Here is a 6,043-nt window from a genome sequence, read left to right as displayed (position 1 = left end):
GGTTGAGGCCGTCTCGCCGTTCAGGCCTCGAAGCGCATGCGCCGCAGGCGCGAGTCTCGAGGCCTGAACGGCGAGACTCAGGGCCTCAACCCCCGCGCGCGCCAGCGCGCCAAAAACACAGCACCTTCGCGAGTGAGCCCGCCCCTCGCCTTCGCGAGTGAGCCCGCCCCTCACCTCCGCGACCGAACCCGCCCCCACCTTCACGAGAAGCACACAGACGACCGCGGAGTCGACCTGCCGTAATCAGCGCAGCCGACCGATCCGGATTCGACCCGGGAAACCACCGCAGCGCACAGTCCGTGTTCCCGAACGACTCCGGCGAATCACCCGGTCGTCAATCGATCGGATGAACCACCAGCGGCTCCCCGTCGAAGCCGACCTGGAACCAGCCGCTGTCCGATTTCGCTTCGTTGTCCACGAAGATTTCCACCAACGGCGCCGGGTCGCCGTGTGAAGAGGACTCGTACTCGACCGAGATATGGCCTATCGCCCCACCCGGCGCGTTCGCCGTCTCCGGCGCCCCGGCGAGCAGCCCGGCCAGCGCGGTCAGGTCGATCTTCCCCAGGTCCAGCGTGGGTTCCTCGGGGCCGCGGCTGGTGCTGGTGGTCCAGTCGTCGAACTCCCCGTCCCGATAGGTGTAGGAGGTCCGCACCCTGGTTCCCGGGTCGTACCGGTCGACGGATACGTGATCGGGGTGGAAAGAGGCCTCGTCGGCGACCGTATCGCCGAACTCGGCGCGATAGGCCTCCACGAAACCGGCGATTCCGGCCGCCGTCGTCGTATCCAGCGACACGTTCCGCGGACCGGGACCGTCCCCACCGCGTGCTGTCAGACCGCCCAGCGCGCCGAAGGCCAGTGCGGCAGCGACCACACCCACCGCTATCCACCAGCGCCGGGACGGCCGCTGCCCACGCAGCACCGGCGCGTTCGCGAGTTCGCCGGGGATCTGCAGATCGTCGATCAGCGGGTCGAGTTCGCCGAACGATTTCGCCCGCATCGCCGCCGCGGTGCGCTGCTCGTGTTCGCCGGGGGTCAGCTGGCCCTCGGCCAGCGCGGTATCGAGTAGACCGCAGATATCGGCGCGGTCGCGGTCGCGCGCCCGGAGTTGGTTCGTCACCACGGGCCTACCCTTCGAAGATCGAGATATCGAGAATCGCGCCTACGGGGTCGATGTACACCGACCCCGTCTCGTCGAATTCGTTCCGCACGACGATCCGGACGACCGGACGACCGGCGAGATCGCCGGAGGACTCGATATCGACGATCATCATCGAGACAGCGCCTCCGGGCACCCGGGTGGCCCCGACCGCGTTCGCGGCGGCCGCACCGATGGCAGCGGGGTCGAGAAGCCCCAGATCCACCGGCTGTGTACCGGTTCGCCGAGTGGTGATATCACCGGATTGTGTGAACCCGCCCCGATAGTCGTAGCCGACCTCCCGGTTCGGCGCGCCCGGTACGGCCCGATCGATCGTCGCGAAGTCGGGGTGGAGGTAGATGCTGTCCGCCGCCATATCTCCGAATTTCGCGCGGTATCCGTCGAGGAAGTGCGCCAGACCCGCACCGGTCAGGAGATCGGGCGTCTCGATCACCACAGGAGCGATATCGTCCCATTCCGTCCCCGCGGCCGACTCGGAGCCGGCCTCCGGCATCGGTGGGTCGGAATCGGGGCTCGTCACCGCGAAACCCACGAAGGCGGCCACCAATCCCGCTGCGAGCAACAGCGCCGGATTCCGGCCGGAAACAGGCGATACCGGGCGAGTCGGTACGCGGCGACGGCCCTGTAGATCGGCCACCAGATCGGCCAATTCGCCGAGTGTGCGGGCCGAACCGAGCAGTTCGGTCAGGATCCGGTGCTCGTCCTCGGTCAGCTGGCCGTCACGCCGCCCGGCATCGATGAGCTCACCCGCGTTCGCCCGATCCGCGTCACGCGCCCGCGTTCGCGGTGGGTAGCCCGTTTCCGATCCGGTCCGGCTCACCGGGGGCCGGGTTTCGCGTGCCGCCCCCGAGGGCAGCGTGCCCGTAGCGACCGGGGTTTGCAGATCGACGGTCAGACGTCGCAGGTCACCGAGGGTTTTCGCGGCCCGGGCCTGCGCCACCCGATCGTGGTATTCGCCGGCCTCGAGTTGCCCCTCCGCGTATGCGGCGTCCAGCAGGGTGGACGTTTCGGCACGATCGATATCCCGGGCGCGAATGGAATCGGCGGGAACTGCGGTGGACACCTTCGGATCGTACGGGTCCGACAGTGCTCGTATACCGCTTCCTTCAGCTGTTCACGCGGCCGCGACCGCCTGGAAACCGGTGACCTGATGGCCCAAGTGCGCCAAATGGTTGTATCCGATCTGCAGGCCGACATGTCCCGCCGCGCCGCGACCGAGGAAACCGCGTGCCGCGGAGGCCGGAAAATCCCGCGTGGTGCGAATATGCCTCGGACCCCGGGGAGTCCGGCCGCGTCCGCCCCGGGCAGCCGCCGGATGAACGGATCCGGCGCAGCCGCGGGCGGCGCAAATACAACACCGCTACTCTGGGAGCGTGCGAATTCAGCGGCAAGTGGTCGACTACGCGCTCCGGCGCAAGTCGCTGCTGGCTGACGTCTATGCGGGCCGTGTCGATGTCGCCGAGGTATGTGACGCCAATCCCTACCTGCTGCGTGCGGCCAAATTTCACGGCCGGGGGAGCGAGGTCACATGCCCTATCTGCCGGAAGGAACAACTCACCCTCGTATCCTGGGTCTACGGCGACGGCCTGGGGCCGGTCGCGGGTTCCGCGCGCAGCCCGGAAGAGCTGGTACGCCTGGCCGAGACCCGAGAGGAATTCTCGGTTCACGTGGTCGAGGTGTGCCGGACTTGCAGCTGGAATCATCTGGTGCAGTCCTATGTGCTCGGGAAGACGCCGCAGGGCCGGCGTTCCGGTTCCCGGGCGAACCGACGCACCGCCGCGGAATGACACCGCCCGGCCCGACGATGGTGTGCGCGCCGAGCCCCCCGGGGCGCCGCGGAGCGAGCCCATCAGACCGATACGAGCTTTGGAGACCTTGTCAGTGACTTCGCCCTACGAGCCCCCACCCGGCGATGACCCGCGCGGTGGTCGCACCCAGCGCGGACCGCTTCCGGGTCGAGAGCCGCAGCAGCGACCGGGGGTGCCCAATCGGGGTCCCGCACCGAGCGCGAACGCACCGCGACCCGGGCCGGGTGGGCGACCACCGGCCCCCGGTGGACCGCGTCCCGGACCGGGGGGTCCACGACCGGGCCCGGTGACGGGTCCGCGGCCCACCGCGAACGGACCGCGACCGGGGCCGAACGGACCGCGTCCCGGACCGAACGGTGCGGGACGCCCACCTGCCCCCGGCCCGCACCCCGGGCCCGACGGCCGCCGTCCGGGCCCGGCGACCGGTGGGATGCCCGGAGCGTCACGAGGGCCGCAGCCGCCGCAGCGTCCGGGCCCGCCGCCCGGCCGGCCCGCGCCGGGTCAGCCGCCCAACCAACCCACTCAGCGCATGGGCCACCCCGGAGAGCCGGGAGCGCCGCGCGGTGATCAGGGCACCGCGAAAATGGCGCAACCCGGTGCGCCCACCGAAACCCCGCGCCGCGAACGCCCCGCGACCGGACCGCGACCGGTGACGGGCCGGCCCGGACCGAACACCGGTGAGCGCCGGGCTACCGGCCCCGACGGCCGGCCATCCCGTTCCGGAGCCGCCGGCGGTCCGCCCCCGCGGCGGCCGGGTGGCCGTTCGGGCGGCCCCGGCGGTTCCGACGGCCGCGGACCGGCGCAGAAACGCAGGAACTGGTGGAAGATCGCGCGACGGACCGCCTACGTGCTGGTCGCGCTCGCCATCGTGGTGCCCAGCACGGTGTTCCTGGTCGCCTATTCCACCGTGTCGGTGCCCGAACCGGGCGATCTCAAAACCAACCAGGTCGCAACGATTCTCGCGGCCGACGGGGAAACCGAGATCACGCGGGTGGTCCCGCCGCAGGGCAACCGCACCGATGTGACGATCGACCAGATCCCGCCACATGTGCGCAACGCGGTGATCGCCGCCGAGGACCGGGACTTCTACAGCAACCCCGGCTTCTCGATCTCCGGTTTCGCCCGTGCCGCCCGCGACAACGTGCTCGGGCGCGAAAGTGCCGGTGGTGGTTCGACGATCACCCAGCAGTACGTGAAGAACGCGCTGGTCGGTGACGAACGCAGCCTCACCCGTAAGCTCAACGAGCTGGTGATCTCGGCGAAGATGGCCCGGCAGTGGAGCAAGGACGAGATCCTCACCGCCTACCTGAACACCATCTACTTCGGGCGCGGCGCCTACGGTATCGATGCCGCCTCGAAGGCTTACTTCAACAAGCCGGTGCAGGAGTTGAGTCCGGCCGAAGGCGCGGTGCTCGCCGCGACCATCCAGCTGCCGTCGCTGCTGGACCCGGAATCCAATCCCACCGGCGCCGAGACCCGCTGGAACTATGTGCTCGACGGTATGGTCGCCGGCGGCAATCTCGATCGGACCGAACGTGCGGGTTTGGCCTACCCCGCGGTGGTGCCGTCGGCGACGGCCGGTCAGAAGACCGATTCCACCGGACCGGAGGGTCATATCAAAGCGCAAGTGCTGCGCGAACTCTCCGAGGCCGGTATCAGCGAACAGCAGATGAACACCTCCGGCCTGCAGATCACCACGACCATCGACGCGCAGGCGCAGAAGGCCGCGCTCGACTCCGTCCACAAGAACATGGAGGGCGAACCGGACAAGCTGCGGACCGCGGTGGCCTCGGTCGACCCGAAATCCGGTGCGGTGCGCGCCTACTACGGCGGTGAGGACGGCTACGGCTACGACTTCGCGAACGCCGCGCTGCAGACCGGTTCCTCGTTCAAGGTGATCGGCTTGGCACAGAACCTCGAGAACGGCGTCCCGCTGTCACAGATGTACGACAGCTCGCCGATCACGGTGAACGGTATCGAGATCACCAACGTCGAGGGTGAGCAGTGCGGGGTCTGCACGATCGCTGAAGCCCTGAAGCGCTCGTTGAACACCAGCTTCTACCGTATGCAGCTGGAAATGCAGAACGGCCCGCAGAAGATCGCCGATATGGGACACAAACTGGGGATTCCGGAGGAACTCCCGGGAGTCGGCGCCACGCTGACCGAACCCGGCGGCGTCGGCCCGAACAACGGGATCGTGCTCGGCCAGTACCAGGCCCGGCCGCTGGATATGGCGTCGGCCTACGCGACGCTGGCGGCGTCGGGTACTTACCACAAGCCGCATTTCGTGACCAAGGTCGTGTCCGCCGACGGTACGGTGCTGCTCGATCGCGGCGACGTGGCCGGCGAGCGGCGGGTCTCCGAGGCCGTCGCCGACAATGTCACGGCGGCCATGGAACCCATCGCCGGGTACTCCCGCAATCACGGGCTCGCCGGAGGCCGTCCCTCGGCTGCCAAGACCGGTACCGCACAGCTGGGTGACACCGGGGAGAACAAGGACGTGTGGATGGTGGGCTACACACCGTCGCTGGCCACCGCCGTCTGGGTGGGTACCACCGACAACTCGCCGCTGCGCAACTACGGCGGCGCGATGATCTACGGTTCCGGCCTGGCGTCGGATATCTGGAAGGGCACGATGGACGGCGCTCTCGAGGGCACCCCCGTCGAGAAGTTCCCCAAACCGGCGCCGATCAAGGGCCAGGCCGGTGTGCCGAAGTGGACGGCCCCCTATACGGCGCCGTCGACGACGATGCCGACCTTCGAGCCGCCGGTGGTGATCCAGCCCAGCCAGGTGGAGATCCTGCCCGGTATCACTATCCCCGTACCGGGGGTGCAGCCCAACCCGCGCAGCCAGCAGCAACCGCAGAATCAGCCGCAGGGCAACGGGCAGGGCCCGATGCCCGGACAACCTACCGCCGGACAGACCAGTACCGCTCCGACGGTCACTCAGGCACCCGGCGCCGGCGGCGGAACCGACACCTCCGGTGACGGTGGTGACGGCGGCGACAGCGGGGAAGACAGCCATCCGAGCCCCGGCGGATAAACCCACAACACTGTCCGGGGTCCCGGCTCGATCCGG

The 6,043-nt window shown here is 69.1% G+C and carries 4 protein-coding genes; 2 read left to right on the top strand and 2 right to left on the bottom strand.

The window, feature by feature from the left end:
- Positions 1-334: 334 nt before the first annotated feature.
- Both IEY68_RS23240 and IEY68_RS23235 read right to left on the bottom strand, forming a co-directional pair.
- Positions 335-1,117, bottom strand: a complete 783-nt coding sequence (locus IEY68_RS23240; protein WP_229718933.1) for a DUF1707 domain-containing protein — start codon at positions 1,115-1,117, stop codon at positions 335-337.
- 7 nt (positions 1,118-1,124) lie between these two features.
- Positions 1,125-2,219: a DUF1707 SHOCT-like domain-containing protein gene (locus tag IEY68_RS23235; RefSeq protein ID WP_058852909.1), complete on the bottom strand. Its 1,095-nt coding sequence runs from the start codon at positions 2,217-2,219 to the stop codon at positions 1,125-1,127.
- A 310-nt stretch (positions 2,220-2,529) separates the two neighbouring features.
- Between IEY68_RS23235 and IEY68_RS23230 the strand changes: the two genes are divergently transcribed.
- Together IEY68_RS23230 and IEY68_RS23225 are read left to right on the top strand one after the other, a co-directional pair.
- On the top strand, positions 2,530-2,943 hold the full coding sequence (locus IEY68_RS23230; RefSeq protein ID WP_189094454.1) for a DUF5318 domain-containing protein: 414 nt from the start codon (positions 2,530-2,532) through the stop codon (positions 2,941-2,943).
- Between the two features lie 550 nt (positions 2,944-3,493).
- A complete protein-coding gene (locus IEY68_RS23225) occupies positions 3,494-6,007 on the top strand; it encodes a transglycosylase domain-containing protein (RefSeq protein WP_229718932.1) in 2,514 nt (837 codons plus the stop codon).
- Positions 6,008-6,043: the final 36 nt, after the last annotated feature.

The organism is Nocardia jinanensis, from assembly GCF_014645735.1.
Taxonomy (GTDB): Bacteria; Actinomycetota; Actinomycetes; order Mycobacteriales; family Mycobacteriaceae; genus Nocardia; species Nocardia jinanensis.
The sequence above is the reverse complement of the archived record's forward strand: the minus strand, read 5'-3'. Positions and strand labels throughout refer to the sequence as shown.